Origin of the sequence: Antrihabitans stalactiti (assembly GCF_012932915.1) — a bacterium.
Lineage (GTDB): Bacteria > Actinomycetota > Actinomycetes > Mycobacteriales > Mycobacteriaceae > Antrihabitans > Antrihabitans stalactiti.
In genome coordinates this window covers 36,306-52,847 of record NZ_VCQU01000007.1, presented here as the reverse complement: position 1 = coordinate 52,847, position 16,542 = coordinate 36,306, and the positions used below count along the sequence as shown (strand labels likewise).

General features: G+C 64.1%; 19 protein-coding genes. 7 read left to right on the top strand and 12 right to left on the bottom strand.

Annotated features, from left to right (window positions below; genetic code table 11):
* Positions 1-131: 131 nt before the first annotated feature.
* A complete protein-coding gene (locus tag FGL95_RS19630; RefSeq protein ID WP_169589855.1) occupies positions 132-434 on the top strand; it encodes a hypothetical protein in 303 nt (100 codons plus the stop codon).
* Between the two features lie 16 nt (positions 435-450).
* On the opposite strand, the gene FGL95_RS19625 is transcribed toward FGL95_RS19630, so the two are convergent.
* The 3 genes from FGL95_RS19625 to FGL95_RS19615 all read right to left on the bottom strand — a co-directional run bounded on the left by FGL95_RS19625 (position 451) and on the right by FGL95_RS19615 (position 3,499).
* Complete coding sequence (locus FGL95_RS19625) at positions 451-792, bottom strand: hypothetical protein (RefSeq protein WP_169589961.1); 342 nt, start codon at positions 790-792, stop codon at positions 451-453.
* 65 nt (positions 793-857) lie between these two features.
* Positions 858-2,402: an MFS transporter gene (locus FGL95_RS19620; RefSeq protein WP_240963169.1), complete on the bottom strand. Its 1,545-nt coding sequence runs from the start codon at positions 2,400-2,402 to the stop codon at positions 858-860.
* Between the two features lie 137 nt (positions 2,403-2,539).
* Positions 2,540-3,499 (bottom strand): helix-turn-helix transcriptional regulator, encoded by a 960-nt coding sequence (locus FGL95_RS19615; RefSeq protein ID WP_169589960.1) that lies wholly within the window; start codon positions 3,497-3,499, stop codon positions 2,540-2,542.
* 88 nt (positions 3,500-3,587) lie between these two features.
* Between FGL95_RS19615 and FGL95_RS19610 the strand changes: the two genes are divergently transcribed.
* Positions 3,588-4,010 (top strand): VOC family protein, encoded by a 423-nt coding sequence (locus FGL95_RS19610; RefSeq protein WP_169589958.1) that lies wholly within the window; start codon positions 3,588-3,590, stop codon positions 4,008-4,010.
* Here FGL95_RS19610 and FGL95_RS19605 read toward each other — a convergent pair.
* The 4 genes from FGL95_RS19605 to FGL95_RS19590 all read right to left on the bottom strand — a co-directional run bounded on the left by FGL95_RS19605 (position 4,007) and on the right by FGL95_RS19590 (position 7,149).
* Positions 4,007-4,789: a VOC family protein gene (locus FGL95_RS19605; protein ID WP_206072121.1), complete on the bottom strand. Its 783-nt coding sequence runs from the start codon at positions 4,787-4,789 to the stop codon at positions 4,007-4,009. The two genes, FGL95_RS19610 and FGL95_RS19605, sit on opposite strands and share 4 nt — an antisense overlap.
* A gap of 95 nt (positions 4,790-4,884) precedes the next feature.
* The gene (locus FGL95_RS19600) at positions 4,885-6,183 is read right to left on the bottom strand and encodes an HNH endonuclease signature motif containing protein (RefSeq protein ID WP_169589955.1); all 1,299 of its coding nucleotides are present in this window, start codon (positions 6,181-6,183) and stop codon (positions 4,885-4,887) included.
* A 132-nt stretch (positions 6,184-6,315) separates the two neighbouring features.
* Positions 6,316-6,681, bottom strand: coding sequence for a nuclear transport factor 2 family protein (locus FGL95_RS19595; protein WP_169589953.1), 366 nt, complete (start codon positions 6,679-6,681; stop codon positions 6,316-6,318).
* A gap of 51 nt (positions 6,682-6,732) precedes the next feature.
* Positions 6,733-7,149, bottom strand: a complete 417-nt coding sequence (locus FGL95_RS19590) for a pyridoxamine 5'-phosphate oxidase family protein (protein WP_169589951.1) — start codon at positions 7,147-7,149, stop codon at positions 6,733-6,735.
* Between the two features lie 96 nt (positions 7,150-7,245).
* Here FGL95_RS19590 and FGL95_RS19585 point away from each other — a divergent pair, with 96 nt between their 5' ends.
* Complete coding sequence (locus tag FGL95_RS19585) at positions 7,246-7,920, top strand: maleylpyruvate isomerase family mycothiol-dependent enzyme (RefSeq protein WP_169589949.1); 675 nt, start codon at positions 7,246-7,248, stop codon at positions 7,918-7,920.
* Here the strand turns inward: FGL95_RS19585 and FGL95_RS19580 are convergent.
* The gene (locus FGL95_RS19580; protein WP_169589948.1) at positions 7,865-8,380 is read right to left on the bottom strand and encodes an Rv2253 family sensor-like surface protein; all 516 of its coding nucleotides are present in this window, start codon (positions 8,378-8,380) and stop codon (positions 7,865-7,867) included. The genes FGL95_RS19585 and FGL95_RS19580 overlap by 56 nt on opposite strands.
* Here FGL95_RS19580 and FGL95_RS19575 point away from each other — a divergent pair.
* On the top strand, positions 8,379-9,305 hold the full coding sequence (locus tag FGL95_RS19575; protein WP_169589946.1) for a DUF1295 domain-containing protein: 927 nt from the start codon (positions 8,379-8,381) through the stop codon (positions 9,303-9,305). The two genes, FGL95_RS19580 and FGL95_RS19575, sit on opposite strands and share 2 nt — an antisense overlap.
* The gene (locus tag FGL95_RS19570) at positions 9,302-10,414 is read left to right on the top strand and encodes an FAD-dependent oxidoreductase (RefSeq protein ID WP_169589944.1); all 1,113 of its coding nucleotides are present in this window, start codon (positions 9,302-9,304) and stop codon (positions 10,412-10,414) included. Before FGL95_RS19575 ends, FGL95_RS19570 begins: the two co-directional genes overlap by 4 nt.
* 3 nt (positions 10,415-10,417) lie before the next feature.
* Here FGL95_RS19570 and helR read toward each other — a convergent pair whose 3' ends face one another.
* The 3 genes from helR to FGL95_RS19555 all read right to left on the bottom strand — a co-directional run bounded on the left by helR (position 10,418) and on the right by FGL95_RS19555 (position 14,811).
* Positions 10,418-12,586 (bottom strand): RNA polymerase recycling motor ATPase HelR, encoded by a 2,169-nt coding sequence (helR, locus tag FGL95_RS19565; RefSeq protein WP_169589938.1) that lies wholly within the window; start codon positions 12,584-12,586, stop codon positions 10,418-10,420.
* Between the two features lie 180 nt (positions 12,587-12,766).
* On the bottom strand, positions 12,767-14,194 hold the full coding sequence (gene rox, locus FGL95_RS19560) for a rifampin monooxygenase (RefSeq protein WP_169590533.1): 1,428 nt from the start codon (positions 14,192-14,194) through the stop codon (positions 12,767-12,769).
* Between the two features lie 113 nt (positions 14,195-14,307).
* A complete protein-coding gene (locus tag FGL95_RS19555) occupies positions 14,308-14,811 on the bottom strand; it encodes an SRPBCC family protein (RefSeq protein ID WP_169589936.1) in 504 nt (167 codons plus the stop codon).
* Between the two features lie 95 nt (positions 14,812-14,906).
* Here FGL95_RS19555 and FGL95_RS19550 point away from each other — a divergent pair, with 95 nt between their 5' ends.
* Both FGL95_RS19550 and FGL95_RS19545 read left to right on the top strand, forming a co-directional pair.
* Positions 14,907-15,560, top strand: coding sequence for a TetR/AcrR family transcriptional regulator (locus FGL95_RS19550; protein WP_169589935.1), 654 nt, complete (start codon positions 14,907-14,909; stop codon positions 15,558-15,560).
* A complete protein-coding gene (locus FGL95_RS19545; RefSeq protein ID WP_206072120.1) occupies positions 15,557-16,057 on the top strand; it encodes a putative immunity protein in 501 nt (166 codons plus the stop codon). The genes FGL95_RS19550 and FGL95_RS19545 overlap by 4 nt, the downstream gene beginning before the upstream one ends.
* Here FGL95_RS19545 and FGL95_RS19540 read toward each other — a convergent pair.
* A complete protein-coding gene (locus FGL95_RS19540) occupies positions 16,054-16,482 on the bottom strand; it encodes a hypothetical protein (RefSeq protein ID WP_169589933.1) in 429 nt (142 codons plus the stop codon). The genes FGL95_RS19545 and FGL95_RS19540 overlap by 4 nt on opposite strands.
* Positions 16,483-16,542: the final 60 nt, after the last annotated feature.

The window sequence follows — 16,542 nt, the reverse complement described above, 5'->3', positions numbered from 1 at the left end:
AGGTAGGTCAGCATGGTCAAACTAGGTCCGCAGGTAGGGAGAGACGGATGAGCAGGGTGAATCTTCGAACAGCTGGGGTTGCGGTGTTTGTTGGAATCGCTTGGTCGGCTGCGGCAGGAGCGGCGTACGCGATGCCTGCTGTTGGAGAGGTCTCCAGCATCCTGACGCCTCGCCAGGTCAACCCGTCCGGACCGTTGGATCCCCGATGCATATTGGCGCAAGGGAATCCGATTTGCGCGAATGGTCCATGGGTCGCAGATCCGAACGCCACGCCGAATCCGCTCCCCAAGGGGCCTGCAGGCGGCGATCTCAATGATCCGACAAACCCGTTGAGCCCGCTGAACCCCGGGAACCCGCAGAACGAAATGAACCCGGCCAATCCGCTGAGTCCGCTGAACCCGACCAGCCCGACGAACCCGATGAACACCGCCTGACGGCTATCAGCCAGCGCTAGTTGGCGACTGCCCAAATCCAGTCGCCAATTGGCAGCTGCGGCAACGCTCGGACCGCGACCATCATGCCCTCGCATCCGGCGGCGTCGTTCACCAAGTATCCGGTCTGGCACACGAAGTTGCCTGCCTTGTCGTAGTGCGCCGAGCGGTTGTAGAGACTCCAGGTCAAGCCGTCCGCCGATGGGGTCCACAGACAATCGCTCGCGGCGATGCCCGCGCACGGACCCTCTACGCCCCACGGCCCGACCGGTTGTGCGGACGCGCTCGGTGCGAGGCCGAGAGACAACGCTCCGGCTGCCGCAATGCCGAGAAATACGCTGGCCGACGACTTCTTAGTCATGGAGAGTCCTTTCTTTCGTTGTTATTTCACACCTAAGCACAAACCGCCTGACTGCTTGGGTGAAATCACGCAGGTGCGGAGCGTTTATCGGGACGCAAAAGCACCAGCGCGAGAATGATCGCGGCAATGGGGACGGCCGCCATGATGAAACTCAAGGTATGAATGGCATCGACCATGCTGTCGGTCGCCGCTGCAACCACCGCACGTGCCCGATCCGGATCGAGCACGTTCGTCCCACCGCTACCTGATTCCGTACCGCCATGCGCGACTCGAAGTGCTTCCCGCGCTTGTTCTTCGGTGATGTTGGAGACGGCCAATTTGCGCGCGCCATCCTGTACGAAGATCGCGGTCCCGATGAGTGCGAACAAAGTCGGACCCAAGGAATAGCCGGCTTGGCCGGTCGCTGATTTCAGAGCCGCCACAGCACCGCTGAGGCCTGGCGGCGCACTGCTCATCATGATCGTCGATTGTGGTGTTTGAACAACTGCACCACCCAGGCAAATCAAAACGATTGCAGTAAACAACACGACCATCGGGCTGTCTTTCTCCAGCACGGTCAGGACGAGTAAACCGGCCAACAACAGGGCGAGCCCAATAACGAGAACAGATTTGTTTCCGATGCGGTCCGCCAATCGGCCCGAACCGATAGCTGCGAACGCCTGCAGGATCGTCGCTGGTACGAGCAGAAGTCCGAGCAGTGCGGGCGATTCCCCACGGATAGCGACGATGTAATACGCGAAGAGGATCGTGCAGCCGCCGGTGAGAAAGTTCTTGGTAACCCCCGCAGACACTGCGACAGAGACGCTCTTGGAACGAAAGATATGGAGGTCCAATGCCGGTGTGGGGGTCCGCAACTCGCGTATCACGAAACCGGCGGCGGCGATCAGTCCAATGATGATCGGCACGAGCGCGCTCGGCTTCAAACCCTCTGCGAGGCGCGAGATTCCGTACACGATCGCGAGAAGGGCGACCGCCACCAATCCGACGCCCACCAGATCGGGCTTTCGCGGAGCGCGGGGGGTTTCGGGCACATACCGCAAGGTGATGAGCAACGTAATCACCGCAACCACTGGTGCGACGAGGAACCCTGTGCGCCAGCCGAAATGCTCCGCCAACAGGCTCCCGATCGCAGGTTGCGGAGCCGAGAACGCGAATGATGCCCCGAGATACAGCGAGATCGCCGCGGCTCGGCGTTCGGGTGGGAAGACGTCGTTGACGATGGCCAACGAAAGTCCTAGGAGGAGCGCGAATCCCACGCCCGCGCCGGCCCGGGCGACCATGAGGGTCGCGCTGTTAGGCGCGGTAGCCGCTACGACGTTGAACACGACAGCGCCGACCGAACCGATGACGAACAATCGCTTCTTGCCGTAGAGGTCGCCTAACGCGCCTGCCCCGAGTACTGCCGCGGCGAGCGCGAGCGTGGCAAGGCTCGCTACGAAACTGGCCGTGCTGCTGGTCATGTCGAGACCAGCGCGGATTTCCGAGATATTCGCAGAGAGGATGGTGGGGTCCGTCATCGAGATGCTGTACCCGAGGCCCATCGCGGCGACCGTCATTGTTCCCGCGAACCCGGACACTTGCGCTGGAGCTACAGGATCGGCAGAAGTCATCGGGCCTCCAGCAGTGGTCGCAGGCAATTGTTCAGCGCACGCGGGAAATCGATCTCACAGACAAGCAACGCAACCCGAGTATGCACGGACGCTGGGCGGGGATTGCTCGAATAATTGATTTCCTCGAATGAATTGAATCATTGAGCAGTGGCGCGGGCGTAGCGGCGAGCCAGGTTCGCGAACGCATTCTTCAGTTCCTGCGGATCGATGACCTCGATATCGGCGTCGAATCGCCCGATCGACGCAGCCAAACCCACCCACGACCATGAGCCCAGAACCACCCGGCACCGGTTCGGTCCGAGATTTTCGACCACTCCGTCGTCGACAAAGGGGGTGACGGCCGTCGCGGGGAGTTCGAGGATCACCTCGCCCCGGCACGGCCATTCGCTGTCGCCACCGCGGAATCGGCTGTTGACGAAGGCCGCGACGTCCCCGCCTGGTAACTCGCGCGGCACGAACCGCGGACCGGTCGGGGTGCGCGGCGTGATCCGATCGGCGCGAAAGGTCCGCCACTCTGCGCGGTCGAGGTCCCAAGCGACGAGATACCAACGGCCGCCCCACGCGACGACATGATGGGGCTCCACGCGGCGGGGCGGGGCATCCGGCGACGCAGGGGAGTAGTCGAACCGAAGAACCATTCCGGCATGGACCGCGGCGCTGAGGGCTAGCAGCACAGTGCTGTCGACCTGCGGATTCGGTTGACTCGCTGCTCGTTCGGCGACTGAGACTTGAATGGCGTCGATCCGATTGCGTAGACGCGAGGGCATGACCTGCCGCACCGTCGTCAACGCGCGGGCGGCGGCCTCCTCGATACCCGCGCCGGTGGTCGTCGCAATTTGCAAGGCGATCGCCAGCGCGACCGCTTGCTCGTCGTCGAACAGGAGCGGCGGCAATTCGGAACCGGCGTCGAGACGGTAACCACCGTCGGGACCCTTGAACGCCACTATGGGATAGCCCAACTCGCGGAGCCGGTCGACGTCGCGCCGCACGGTCCGTGCGCTGATATCCAGGCGTTCGGCCAGGAGCGTGCCGGGCCAGTCCCGACGCGCCTGAAGCAGCGAGAGCAACGCCAGAAGTCGCGACGAAGTTTTCTGCATATCTTCATCATGCCCCGAGTAGCGGACACATCCTGTCCGCTTCTCCTTGAAGTATTGCCGTGTACGCACACGACACCAAGGAGTAACCATGAGCATCAACACCGTCACCCACATCAACCTCCGCGGCGACGCACGCGCTGCGCTGGAGTTCTACCAGTCGGTCTTCGGCGGTGACCTCGTTGCCATCACCTACCAAGACGCCCGCAGTGTGACCAACCCCGAAGAAGCCGACCAGATCATCTGGGGCCAAGTGACTTCCGATGACGGCTTCCAGATCATGGCCTTCGACGTGCCGTCCTCGCGAGCGTGGAGCCAAGGCAACGAAGCGTTCTTCGTCTCGATTCGCGGCAAGGATACCGCCGAAATCACCAGCTACTGGGAGCGGCTCAGCGCCCACGGGACGGTCGTCGCGCCCCTCGCACCCGCTGGCTGGGCACCGTTGTACGGCATGCTCACCGACCAATTCGGCGTCACCTGGGTCCTCGATGTCGCTGCCGAGTATGCCGCCTAAACGGCTGGTCTCGCGCTGACCGCGACCACGCCACCTTGGGGGTCGGCGACGACGGCATTGCGAAAGCCGGGAGAGTTCGTGGGTGGCATCAGGATCGAGCCACCCAGCGTGACCGCACGAGCAGCGAAATCGTCGACGTCCGAAATGGCGAAATTGATACTCCAGTGCGGTGGAACGGCAATGCCGTCCGTCGCGGTCACGACCGCGACGAGACGGTCCCCGCGGCGCCACTGGGCGAAGCCGGCGCCCGGAACGGATGCGAGCTCCCAACCGAACAGATTGCCGTAGAACGCATTTGCTCGCTCGAGGTCGGTCGTGTGCAGCGAGCTCATTGCCCACGAGTTCGGTTCGTCGACCACCTCGGCGCCATTCCGGTCGCCGGACTGCCACACGCAGAAAGGCACTCCCGTTGCGTCGGCAAGGAGCGCGAACTGGCCGTCGGAGCCGGCGGTAAGCGGGCCGATCAGGGGTGTGCCGCCCGCGTGTTCGGCACGAGCAAGGGTCTCGGCGATGTCGTCGACTCGCACGTGGACCACCCAACCCGCCGGCGTCGACGGGGGTGCTTGACCGATCCCAGCTACTCGCCGCCCGTCGAGTCGTGCAGTGAAGTACTCGCCGTCGAGCCCCGTCGGCATCGGGGTGGCCTCGTCGAATGTCCAGCCGAACAGCGATCCATAGAATTCGGTCGCTGCTCGTGGATTCGGCTGAAACGACTCGACCCAGCACGGTGTGCCAGGCGACGTCGTGTCTCGCTTGCCAAGTGCGTGGTCTGTCGCCACCGCGCCCCCTATCGCTCGTAACCCGTTGTACCAAATGCACGTTGGCTCTGCATCGGTTGGTGGTCCGATGCAGAGCCTTGGGTTTCGTAGTTGTGTTACGCCGCTTGCGGATTCGCGCGGCCATGTGCCGCGATGGGTCTTCGCAACGGATCGATCCTGGCGGGTGGGATGAACCAGGGGTGCCGGTCTCGGCCCATCACGACCTCCCATTCACTGTGGTGGATCAGTCGGTGGTGGAACCGGCAGAGCAGGACGAGGTTGTCCAAATCCGTTGCGCCGCCGTCGATCCAATGCTGAATATGGTGCGCGTCGCACCACGCGGCCGGTCTCCCGCAGCCCCGGAACGCGCACCCACCGTCGCGAGCGAGGAGGGCGCGGCGGAGTTTGCGGTTCGCCGTCCGCACGCTACGGCCCAGATTGAGCGGGGAACCGTTGTCGTCCATCACGATCGGGTGCACCACAGAATCGCAGGCAATTCGCCGCGCTCCTTCGATGCTCATCGCACCCATCCACGGCAAGTGTCCCACAGTCGTTTTGCCGAACAAGTCGAAGAAGTAGGCATTGTCCGGCTTGTCCGACACCGCCTCCGTCGCGGGTTCTTGACCGGCCAAATCATTGGCCTGAATATGCAGATGCAGGTGTGGTCGTTCGCCGCCGTCGTCGGGGCTGGCACCGGAGTCGAGGTAGCGACGCAGAATCTCGGTGAACCCGTCCGCCCGGCGTTGCGCCGGAGTCCGGTTGTCTGGACCCGCTTCGTCGGTGGGGCGTGGTATCGACAGTGGTGACAACGCCGCCAACAGCATTTCCCCGGTTTCGGCGTCGAAGTCGCCTTTGACTGCCATTCGCCCGTTGAGTGTGGTGGAGGCGTAGAACTCGTTGCGGTCGGTGTCCTCACTGGCCGGGGTGTCGTCGGCCTCGAACGTTTCCCGCAACCGCGCGATATGCACCCGCAACTCCCGCAGATCACCAGGTTTGGCGGCGTCGAGCAGAAACGCCCGCACCGAGTCCACCGCTTCCACCGGCATGCCCGGTGGGGGTTTTTCCAGGAACGCCACGATCAACCGCGCCGCGTCGGCGTTGATCTCCTTCGCCTGATACGCCGCGGCGATGTCGGGGTAGGCCTCCAATGCGACCCCGAGTGTGAGGATCCGGTTCGACTCCCCAGGTGAGAGTGAGGTGCGGTTGGCCAACCAGGTCGCGGTCGAGGTGGCTCCGAGCCCTCCGGGGACACCGTGTTTGTCGAGTTCGGCGACCAACGCGACCCGCATCGCTTCCAACGTGTGGATTGCTCCGGACAGTTCCGGGAGCACATCCATCAACTGGGTGGTGGTGTAGCGCCACGGTTCGACTGTGTCGAGCATGTCGATCGCTTCGAGAACCTCCCCCAACCCCATGCCACCTATTTTACGTAGAACATACGTGCGAGTCAAGAGATATCTTGCGCCGCCGAGCGCATAGAAACGGTGGCGAATCAGCGCCTCAGTTCGACCATTTCTATGCACTCGACGCGGTGGTCGCTCGCAACGTCACCGTGCAGGCGTGAGGTGCGTCAACACGCAACGCCAACGACCGTCTTGGCGGATAAAGACGTCAGAGGTCCATTCGTCGTTCTCGAATCGCGTGCCTTGGAAGTAGCCCGAATTCACGACCCGCGCGACGACCACCGCAACGTCGCCGTATACACGGACCGAGATCAAGTCACTGCTCATGGTGTCGTGGGACACGGTCCCGTTTGCGACCGCCTCGAGAAATTGGCGCCCCGGGGTGACTCCGTCTTGCGAGACGAAAGTCCATTCTGCAGTGGCAAATTCAGCGATTCGCTCAGCGTCGTTGGCGATGAGGGCTGCATTCCAATCATCGAGCAGCTGTGCGAATTCATCGTGCGTTGTCATGTATCCCAGGGTCGTCTCAGCGCTACGACCCTGAATTGGACGAATAGGAGGTCAACCAAGTTTCGCGAAGTCGGTCGATCGCCACGTGCGGACGTGCAACCGAAGCAGCGTGTCGTCTTCGGCCGTCTCTGCGTACTTCGCAGCGCCTTTCGGACCGAGGTAGCGAGCGGCGATCTCGGTGACCAGGCCTTCGGGCAAAGGTTCGATGGTGACCGTGCCCTCGACCGTGACGTAGGCGGGCGGGTTCTCCTCGCGCTGGACGCACAGGGTGGCCTCGGGCGACTTCCGCAGTACCCCGACCTTCCGGGTGCGTGCCGCAGTCACTATCTCTACCACGCCGTCTGCGTAGCGGTACCAAACCGGCGCCGCTAACGGGGCTTCGCCGTCTCGTCCCACTGCGAAAACACCGATGTGGACGCCAGCAAGGAACTCTTCTCGTTCGGTTGAAGTCATCGACAATGTGCTCATACGTCGAAGCTAGCGCCGGGGTCCGACACGGCAGACCGATGAGTTCTCGCGGCAGCGACGGTCTCAACTCTGAAACCCTGAACCCAAGGAGCAAACGTGGCAGATGTGTGGACGATCGTGCATGCGGAGCGGGCAGCGTTGATCGCGGACCTCGAGGCGATCGACGATCAGCAGTGGGACGAGCCGTCGTTATGTGGGGAGTGGTCGGTGCACGACGTCGTCGCGCATTTGATCGACACCGCCCGGACCACGCGGCTAAGTTTTGTAATCGCCCTAGCACGAGCTCGGTTCGATTTCGACCGGCAGAACACTCGCGGCGTGGAGCGCTGGCGTGGCGCCTCACCGCAGGAAACGCTCGAGCAGCTTCGTCGAGTAGCGACACGCACGTCGACTCCGCCCGCACACCTCGATACGAGGATTGTCGAAGAAATCGTCCACGGTGAAGACATCCGCCGACCGCTCGGCCTAACCCGGAACTACCCGCGCGACGCGGTCGTCAGAGCCCTCCGCCTGCAGGCTCGCACGTCTGCATCTTTGGGCGGGGCAAAGGAATCAATTGCCGGCATCAGGCTGACGGCAACCGACGCCGACGTGACGATCGGTGAAGGTTCGGACGTTGCAGGTCCGGCGTTGTCGCTGTTGCTGGCGATCAGTGGCCGCCGGGTTGCGCTAGACGAGCTCACCGGACCGGGCGCTACCGTCCTGCGTGCGGCGATCAGCTCCCGAACGGACTCGCAGGCGGACGGACCGGGTAGGCCGCGACCTGCATGATCACCGAGCCCTCGCACGGACCGCTTGCGATGTCGGTGCGCCACGAGCCGGTCAGCGTGCCGTCGGGTTGCGGCGTGTAGTACGCCTCCGAATGCGCAGGTGCCCACACCTTCGGAACGCCTTCGCCCATGTAGCAGTCCCATTGCCAGTCGTAGGGATGTACCCAGCTGGTGCCGTCCCAGGTGTAGGTCGCCGGTTGGGGGAGTGTGGGATTCGCGGGCTTCGGTCCGCCGACGACTGTCGCCACGCACGTCCCGCTCGTGCAGCTGGTGGCGAAAGTGTAGGTGTCGGAGAAGTCCGGCTCGCCTTGTCGTGCTGCCAAACTCGTTCCGGTCTTCGACGCGGCGAATCGCTTCAAGGAGTAGTCGCCGGACCACGAGGGGTCGGCTGCACTCGCCGACGGAGCCCAAGCAAGCAGCAAGCCACCGACAAACGCGAACACCAGCAGGGCTTTTCGCATGGAACGAATTGAATCACGTTGCACCCGCTCTACTGTGGAGGCTGTGGGCAAAGCAGCGTCGCTGGCGCGCATCTCGGTGGTCTATGTTGTCGCATTCGCGGTGGGTTTCGCCTGGCTGGTGTGGGGGCCGCCCACCGGTCGCCTGTGGCTCGACTCGTTGATCGCCGACATACTTGCCACGGTCGTGGTGTTCGCCGCGAGTCGCTTCTACCGCAACTCCAGCTGCTACGACCCGTACTGGAGTGTCCTTCCGCCGCTGCTCACGCTGTATTGGTGGATCCACAGCAGCCCTGATACGAACGACATCCGCAGCGCCTTCATCACGGTCCTGATCCTGCTGTGGGCAATTCGCCTGACCGGCAACTGGGTCGCGACGTTTCCCGGACTGCGGCACGAGGACTGGCGGTACCCGATGCTGAAGTCCAGGGCGGGCCGTGCCGAATTCGTCGTCGATCTTTTTGCGATCCATCTCTTTCCGACGGGACAGGTCTTTCTCGGCCTGCTTCCGGTGTACGTCGCAGTCACGGCGTCGGGACGAGCTTTCGGCTGGCTCGATGTCGTTGCCTTCATCGTCGGCCTCGGAGCAGTGACCCTCGAACTCGTCGCGGACACGCAATTGCACCGCTTCACCAAGCAACGGCAACCGGGCCAAGTCATGGCGACGGGTGTGTGGAGTTGGTCGCGGCACCCGAACTACTTCGGTGAGGTGAGCTTCTGGTTCGCGCTCGCGTTGTTCGGCGTCGCCGCGTCGCCGGCGGATGCGTGGTGGCTCTTCCTTGGCGCACTCGCGATGTTGGCGATGTTCCTCGGCGCCAGCATCCCGATGATGGAGAAGCGGAGCGTCGAGCGTCGCCCCGACTACCAAGCCGTGATCGACCGAGTATCGCGATTCGTGCCGCGTCCACCGCGGCGGGTGCGCGTGTGAGCCGACCGCGTGTGGTTGTCGCCGGGCTTGGCGACAGCGGTCTGCTCACGGCGATCAATCTGTCCCGTCACGCCGATATTGTCGGCATTTCGGCCAAGCCGGGCCTGGTCAGCGGCCAGGAACTGGGCATTCGCCTGACCAGGCCAGACGTATGGGCTCGCGACTACCGCGTCACCTTCGACCGGTTCCGGCGCCTCGACTCGGTCCGTACGGTGCACGCCACTCTGACCGCCGTCGACCTGGCCGAGCGAACTGTCACCGTCCGATTCGCTGACGGCACGACGGCCGACGAGCAGTACGACGTCCTTGTCATCTCGACGGGCGTGACGAACGGCTTCTGGCGTAGACCGAACCTCCAATCGGCGGCGGACGTCGACGCCGACCTGCGCGCTGCCCACAACCGAGTCGCCTCGGCGTCGTCGGTCGTGATCATCGGCGGTGGGGCCGCGGCGGTCAGTAGCGCCGCGAACATCGCGTCGACGTGGCCGGACAAACGCGTCGACCTCTATTACCCAGGCGCCCAGGCACTTCCGCGCCACCATCCGCGGGTGTGGCGCACGGTCAGCCGGCGGCTGCGCGCGTCAGGCGTCGGTATGCACCCCGACCATCGCGCAATAGTGCCAGCCGCACACGACCGCATCACCGATAAGCCGGTCGAGTGGTCCACCGGCCAATCGGCGACGACCGCCGACGCCGTGCTGTGGGCCGTCGGCCGCGTCCAGCCGAACACCGACTGGCTACCGACGGACCTGCTGGACGCGAACGGCTTCGTCCGCGTCACCCCGGACCTGCGCGTCCCCGGCCACCCCGGTGTGTTCGCCATCGGAGACGTCGCTGCCACGGACCCACTGCGGACCTCGGCACGCAATCGTGCAGATCGGTTGCTCGCCCACAACATTCGAGCCGAGCTGGCCGGAAGGAAGCTGCGGAGGTACCGGCCACCGCGGCGCCGTTGGGGGTCGGTCCTGGGCGCCCAACGAGATGGCTTGCAGATCTTCGCCCCCAACGGCCGCGCATTCCGGCTGCCCTCGTGGACGATCAACACCGTTCTCCAACCGCTGATCGTCCGGCTAGGCATCTACCGCGGAGTCCGCCGGAACCGTGAGTGAATTTCACCCTTGTGGGGGTGAGACGCGCACACGGGTGGTGAGGATGACCAACTGCTGCGTCGCGCGGGTCATGGCGACATAGCGGTCGACCGCCCCTTCGATCCCGTCGCCGAACGACACAGGGTCGACGAGGACGACCAGGTCGAATTCGAGGCCCTTCGCCAACTGCGGAGTCAGCGACCGAACACGAGACTTCGTTCGATACGACGGCGCGCCGATGACACACGCGATCCCTTCCGAATGCGCGGCGAGCCAGGTGTCGACTATGGAGTCCAGGTCGGACGCGGATCCATGTCGGACCGGAATGCCGCTGCTACGGACCGACGTCGGCACGTTGGCATCGGGGAGCGCCGCTCGAATGACCGGTTCGGCCTCGACCATCACCTCTTCCGGCGTCCTGTAGTTGATGCTCAGCGACGCCAGCCTGACCCGGTCGAGTCCAACTCGCTCGAGGCGTTCCTGCCACGTTTCCGTGAAGCCATGGCGCGCCTGGGCGCGGTCGCCGACGATCGTGAAACTGCGAGACGGGCAGCGCAGCAACAACATCTGCCACTCCGCGTCGGTGAGTTCCTGCGCTTCGTCGACGACGATGTGGGCAAACGGTCCGGCGAGCAGGTCCGGCTCGACGCGCGACAGCGCGGACCCATCGATCAAGGCGTCCTGGATGCTCAACTGCCGAAGTTGCGTCATCACCCCTTCGCCATCGTCGAATTCGTTGGACGCGATCAGGTCGTCGATGACCTTCGATCTCTGCTCGCGTTCGGCAGCCAGGGCAGCGCTGTCCCGCCGCTCGCGTAGCGAGGCCTCGGGATCACCTAGTCGCTGACGTGCCGCGTCCAAGAGCGGCAGGTCCGACACCGTCCAGTTCTGTGCGTCCGCGCGTTGCAGCGTCCTGACGTCGTCGGCGCTGAGCCATGGCGCGCATTTGCGCAGATAGGCAGGCACCGACCACAGGTCGCCGACCAGGTCTGCTGCTTCTATCAACGTCCAGGAGTTGTCGAGCGCGGTCCGCAGGTCGTCGTTCTGCAGCAACGACCGACGCAGCTGGGCCGCGGGAACAGTGCCATCCGACTTGTCGATCAGGATCGTGAGCAGCAGCTCCCAGATCTGCTCGCGCGCTTCGTTGTGTGGCGTGCCAGGATCCGCCGCTTCGAAGGCCTCGGCCCAGTCGTCCGGGGTCAAGGTGATGTCGGACCAGTCGGTGGCGACCGTCATCGCCTTCTTGGGCGGCTGCTCGTAAAACTTCACGGCGGCCTCGATGGCCTTGACGAGCTCGGCCGACGACTTCAGTCGAGCCACCTCAGGATCGGTCTCGGGCTTCGCGGTCGCACCTTCGGACACCAGGTCGCGCAGCGTGCAGAGCTGCACACTCTCCTCGCCGAGACTGGGGAGAACATCGGCGACGTAGGCGAGGTAGGGCTCGTGCGGACCGACGAACAGCACAGCATGGCGAAGCCGCGGATCGCTGTAGAGGAGATACGCCGACCGGTGCAGTGCGACGACCGTTTTACCGGTGCCCGGACCGCCGTCGACGACGAGAGCACCGCGGGACCCTGCCCGGATGATCGCGTCCTGGTCGGCCGCAATGGTGCCGAGCACGTCGCGCATCTGTGGTGATCGGTTGCTGCCGAGGCTCGCGATGAAGGCGGACTGGTCGTCGAGCGCGGCGTTGCTCGCCAGGCCGTCCGCGGTAAAAACTTCATCCCAGTAGTCGCTGATCCGCCCGCGCGTCCAGCGATACCGCCGACGGCTGACCAAACCCTGCGGGTTGCCGTGGGTCGCGCCGAAGAACGGCTCGGCGGCGGGGGAGCGCCAGTCGATCAGCAACTGATTGCCCGCACTGTCCAGCAGTCCTTGCCGTCCCACATAGATCGGCTCGGGGTTGTCTGCGCGGACGATGCGACCGAGGCACAGGTCGAGGCCGTAGCGCCGCAGCGCACGTAACTGACCGTTGAGCTGGTGGACCAACATGTCGCGCTCCAACGCCTCCTGACCCAGCCGGCCCGGCGCCTTGCGCGCGGCATCGAGCTGGCTGGTCAATTTGGCGATGGATCGCTCGAGACTGTCGGAAATCGCCGCAAAATGTTGCTCGTCGGCAGCGATAAGGGCCGAGTCAGCCTTAGCAGAAAGGTTGGCGGGAAGGTCGAACGCACTCGTGGTCAGGGAGGTCAAATTTCGTCAGCTCCATCTTCGAGTTTTGGGTTAGGTCGGCAATTTTGCTGCACAACGGGGGTCTTGCGGCAAGCCCCCTAGTGCGATATACGTTAAATATGGGAGGAGTGTGTTTCTCCTCCATTCGCTTTCTGCGCTGATCCGCTCATCCAACAGGCCTTTGATTTCGGCTCGGCTCGGTCAGTGCATGGCAGCCCCGAACCACCGCGGGAGCGTGCGCGTCAGCTCCTCCTGGTCCTCGCCGACCCACGCCACGTGACCGTCCGGCCGCAGCAGCGCGGCGGGAAAATCGAGTTCCTCGCTGACATCGACGACGTGGTCGACCCGATCTGCCCACCCCGCCACCGACAGTTGACCGGTCTGGTCGAGCAACAGCCCGCGACCACGGTGCATCAGCTCGAAAAGACGGCTGTGCTCGAGCGGGACGTCCCGCAGCCGACGGCCGACCAGATCGTCCGTGCTACCGAAGTCGTACCGAATCCCGACGGCAATGATCTTCTCGATCAGATACCGGTTCACGTCGTCGAACTCCATCAATTCCGTCAACAGCCGACGGACCGCTTGCGCTCCTGGATCGAGGGAGACCAGTGTCATCTGCGCGCGAGTGTTGTCGAGCACGGAGGCAGCCACAGGGTGCCGCTCCGCCTCGTAGGTGTCGAGCAGTCCGTCAGGTGCCCACCCTCCCAGCGTGGCGGCGAGCTTCCAGCCCAGGTTGAACGAGTCCTGGATCCCGAGGTTGAGCCCCTGTCCGCCCATCGGTGGATGGATGTGAGCCGCGTCGCCTGCGAGAAACACCCTGCCGACCCGGTAGCGCTCAGCCTGCCGAGTCGCGTCGCCGAAGCGTGACAACCAGCGCGGTGAGTGAGCGCCGAAGTCGGTGCCTGCCGTCGCGATCAGCTGCTGTTTCAGTTCTTCCAGCGTCGGCGGGACCGCACGGTCCTCGGCCACACCGGCCGCTGGAGCCACGACCCGGTAGACCCCGTCGCCGAGCGGCATTGCGCCCGCCCGGACCTGCGTCTTGCGGACCTCCGCGTTCACCGCCATTACGGTCTCCAGCGACGCAGTCAGCTCGACCTCACCTAGCAATGTGTCGACCCTGGTGGGCTCGCCGGGGAAGTGGACTCCGAGTGCCTTACGCACCGTGCTGCGACCGCCGTCGCAGCCGACGAGGAAACGCGTCTGCAGTCGAGTGTCGTCCGCGAGTTCGACGGTCACGCTGTCGTCGTCCTGCGTCAGCCCGACCAGCTCACTGCCACGCCGGATCTCGACGCCGATCTCGACTGCGTGCTCGGCCAGCAATCGGTCGGTGGTGGGCTGCGGAATGCTGAGAACGTATCGATGCGAGGTGTCGAGGCCCTCGGGCTGCGGCCTGTTGATGCCAGCAAAGAAACCGCGGAGCGGGTGCTTCGTGCCGAGCTCGAGAAAGCGGTCCAACAGACCCCGCTGGTCCATGATCTCGATGGTTCGTGCGTGCATTCCGAGTGAGCGAACGATCTTCGTCGGCTCGGCGTCCTTCTCCAAGACGAGCACGTTCACGCCTTGGAGCCGTAGCTCACCGGCAAGCATCAAGCCGGTAGGTCCGCCGCCGGCAACGATCACGTCGATCATGAATTCCCCCATATCTGCAGGTCCTGGCATCGCCCGCAGATTCTGCAGCACTACAGGGGCCTTGCCGCAAGCCCCCCAGTGCGATATATGTTGAAGGGGAGGGGAATTCCGAGCTAGCGATTCGTGGCGTTGTGTTGCGCTTCGGCACAGACCTTGAGGCGTGCCAGCGTCGTGCGCATGTTCTCGAGCAGCTCTTTGTGGCGGTTGGTGGGGACGTCGATAATCCTCGCCCAGACGGGAATCCAGCGAACCTCGTAGGACTCCGTCACGCGCGTGCCCGACCCCTCGGGTTGGAATTGATAGCGCCAGACAGTGGATTCACGCCCGCCCTCGTCGGTGATGAATTCGAACTCCCGGCCCGCATCTGCCACAAGCACTCGCCCGTGCCGCTTGTACCGGATCCGTCGTCCTGGACCGACGGCGTTCTGCCCCATGAAGGTCGTTCCCACAACAGGCGTGCTGACCTCGCCTTCCCAGGTGACCCCTTCGCATTCGGGACTCCACTCGCCGATCCGCGGAAGGTCGGACACCATCGCGTACAGCGACTCCGCGCTGGCGTCGATGACGGTGTCGACTCGATCGGTGGTCAACCAGAAGCGCTGGCTCACTGTGGGCATGGGGTTCTCCTCTTCGCTGATGCAGCTAACGTCTGTAAGAAAAGTTACGACCATTAGCTATAGCTGTCAATAGAAACTTAGGCTACTATTCGAGAATGAGTTCTGAGCCAGTCGATGGGGCCCCCGTTCTCGATCGGCGCGCCAAACGAAGGCAAGCGACGATCGAAGAGATTCTCGATATCGCCGAGCAGGTGATGGCCGAAGACGGCGTCAACGGGCTGAGTCTCGCCGAGGTTGCGCGGCGCCTCGGTGTGCAGCCGCCGTCGCTGTACAAGTATTTCGGCTCGTTGATGGCGGTGTACGACGCGCTTTTCCGACGTGGTCAGGACGCCAATCTGGAAGCTCTCCGAAGTGCGATGGCCGGCGCGGAGCCCGGACTCGCCGCGCTACGGGCCGGCCTCGAAGCATCCTGCCGTTGGGGACTGTCGAACGCACATCTCGCCCAGTTGCTGTTCTGGCGACCGGTTCCCAACTTCGTTCCGAGTGCCGAATCGATGGCGGCAAGCCACGCGATGGTCGACCTGCAACGCCGAGCGCTGGCCGACGCCGCCGCCGCCAACGAGCTTGGACCGGGCGCCGATACCGACGAAGCGCTCTATCTCGTATCGATTTTCGTCAGTGGAATCATCGGACAGGCGATCGCCAATGAACCTGAACTGCCATGGGGGACTGGTCGTTTCACGCCACTGTTCGCGAAGCTCGGCGATATCCTTACCGCGACATATCCGCCCGAGGCCCGCCCGCGTTGACCGTCGCGCTCACCACAGACGAACTCCGCGAGGTCACACGGTATGCGGTGGCCTGCGCTGAAGCGGCTTTACCGATCTTCGAACGCGACTGCGCAGACGACGCACGCGCACGAGCCGTCCTCGATGAGGCGCGCAAATTCGTCGACGGCGGCAACCGAACGAAGGCGTTACGCATGGCCGCATTCGATGCGCACCGCGCGGCTCGCGAGGCGGTGAGCGAACCGGCAGCTCACGCTGCGCGGGCCGCTGGCCACGCCGGTGGTGCGGCATATTTGCATCCGCTCGCAAAGGCGACTCAAGTACTGCACATTCTCGGTTCGGCGGCGCATGCCGCTCGAGCCATCGAACTGGATGGTGGATCCGACTTCGTCGAGACGGCACAAGGCCTTGCAGGCCCGATTGTGGTTGCGGTGCTTACTCGCTACCCGAACGCTCCCGGTGGTGGCGGCCGGGTAGGCGAGTTGATACGGAGCCTGGACGCGTCGCTGCGCACTTAACCCTGCGGTCCGTTGATGTGGTCGGTGTTATCGCCAGGCGGCGGGGTCGGCCCATTGATGTGATCGGTGTTGTCGCCGGGAGGTTGGGTGTCGGTTGGTCCGTTGATGTGGTCGGTGTTGTCGCCGGGCGGCGGGGTCTCGCTCGGTCCGTTGATGTGATCGGTGTTATCGCCGGGCGGCGGGGTCGGCGCGACAGGCGTCGGCTTGCCCGGCACAGGGGCCGGTGCCGGAGCCGGGGCGGGAGCGGGTGTCTGCGGCTTCGCAGCGGGTGATGTTGCCGCCGAACTCGAAGGCGTCGTGGTTGCGCTGGTCGTCGACGTCGTGGGCGTCGTCGTGGTGGTTGTTGTTCCGGAACCGTCGGACGACGAGCACCCGGCGCCGAACAACGCCAGTGACAGCACACCAGCGGCTACGAGTTTGTGCATGAGCGGACGCCTCACTGTGAAACCTGACCGAAAAAGGTGGTGCCATCATCCTTCCTCGCT

What these genes read in the sequence shown, in the direction of transcription:
- FGL95_RS19630 (WP_169589855.1), top strand. Translation starts at nt 132, where the DNA reads ATGCCTGCTGTTGGAGAGGTCTCCAGCATCCTGACGCCTCGCCAGGTC.
- FGL95_RS19625 (WP_169589961.1), bottom strand. Translation starts at nt 792, where the DNA reads ATGACTAAGAAGTCGTCGGCCAGCGTATTTCTCGGCATTGCGGCAGCC.
- FGL95_RS19620 (WP_240963169.1), bottom strand. Translation starts at nt 2,402, where the DNA reads ATGACTTCTGCCGATCCTGTAGCTCCAGCGCAAGTGTCCGGGTTCGCG.
- FGL95_RS19615 (WP_169589960.1), bottom strand. Translation starts at nt 3,499, where the DNA reads ATGCAGAAAACTTCGTCGCGACTTCTGGCGTTGCTCTCGCTGCTTCAG.
- FGL95_RS19610 (WP_169589958.1), top strand. Translation starts at nt 3,588, where the DNA reads ATGAGCATCAACACCGTCACCCACATCAACCTCCGCGGCGACGCACGC.
- FGL95_RS19600 (WP_169589955.1), bottom strand. Translation starts at nt 6,183, where the DNA reads ATGGGGTTGGGGGAGGTTCTCGAAGCGATCGACATGCTCGACACAGTC.
- FGL95_RS19595 (WP_169589953.1), bottom strand. Translation starts at nt 6,681, where the DNA reads ATGACAACGCACGATGAATTCGCACAGCTGCTCGATGATTGGAATGCA.
- FGL95_RS19590 (WP_169589951.1), bottom strand. Translation starts at nt 7,149, where the DNA reads ATGAGCACATTGTCGATGACTTCAACCGAACGAGAAGAGTTCCTTGCT.
- FGL95_RS19575 (WP_169589946.1), top strand. Translation starts at nt 8,379, where the DNA reads ATGGAACGAATTGAATCACGTTGCACCCGCTCTACTGTGGAGGCTGTG.
- FGL95_RS19580 (WP_169589948.1), bottom strand. Translation starts at nt 8,380, where the DNA reads ATGCGAAAAGCCCTGCTGGTGTTCGCGTTTGTCGGTGGCTTGCTGCTT.
- rox (WP_169590533.1), bottom strand. Translation starts at nt 14,194, where the DNA reads ATGATCGACGTGATCGTTGCCGGCGGCGGACCTACCGGCTTGATGCTT.
- FGL95_RS19555 (WP_169589936.1), bottom strand. Translation starts at nt 14,811, where the DNA reads ATGCCCACAGTGAGCCAGCGCTTCTGGTTGACCACCGATCGAGTCGAC.
- FGL95_RS19550 (WP_169589935.1), top strand. Translation starts at nt 14,907, where the DNA reads ATGAGTTCTGAGCCAGTCGATGGGGCCCCCGTTCTCGATCGGCGCGCC.
- FGL95_RS19540 (WP_169589933.1), bottom strand. Translation starts at nt 16,482, where the DNA reads ATGCACAAACTCGTAGCCGCTGGTGTGCTGTCACTGGCGTTGTTCGGC.